Origin of the sequence: Neobacillus bataviensis LMG 21833, assembly GCF_000307875.1 — a bacterium.
Lineage (GTDB): Bacteria > Bacillota > Bacilli > Bacillales > Cytobacillaceae > Neobacillus > Neobacillus bataviensis.
The window spans coordinates 1-553 of record NZ_AJLS01000078.1; the positions used below are offsets into that span (position 1 = coordinate 1).

The 553-nt window shown below is 36.9% G+C and carries 1 protein-coding gene; it reads right to left on the reverse strand.

Annotated elements, in window-relative coordinates; all coding sequences use genetic code 11:
- Positions 1–355 (reverse strand): ribonucleotide-diphosphate reductase subunit beta (locus BABA_RS12810; RefSeq protein ID WP_007085614.1); only part of this gene is annotated, 355 nt, incomplete at its 3' end.
- Between the last annotated feature and the right edge of the window lie 198 nt (positions 356–553).

Genomic DNA, 553 nt, shown 5'->3' on the forward strand with positions numbered 1-553 from the left:
ACTTGAGAAAATCGAAGGAATAAGATTTAGCATGGACTGACTCCATAAATTGGATATTATTGAAACAAGCAATTTCTTGAGGAGTTCTCGCATCATGTTTGAGGACTTCAGCCCCATCTACTGATTGTAAAGTATCAAGGAGAGTCAATCCAGCGAAGGCTTTAGCAAAAGTATCACGCTCAAGCTGTGGCAATTTACGCCAATCGTCCAAGTCATTAGAGACAGGAACACGTGTATCCAACCAGAATTGGCTAGTTAATTTCTCCCAAGTGTATTTATCGATTGAATCTTCAATAGAATTCCAGTCAATCGCACTATAATAAGTGGGGACAGTAAGATTTTCAGTTTCAGACATATTATTTCTCTCTTTTTAGCTACCGACAATTACTGTCAGTAAATTTTTTATCACTGACAATGTCGTCAGTAAAAATAGCTAGCTCATGACACCAAAAACTTTCGATAATTTATCAAAAGTTTGGCGTCAGTAAATTATTTTAGACCCTAGGTCATGTTGATAGTTATACTTCGCACTTTGACCGACGATTTTTCGGAA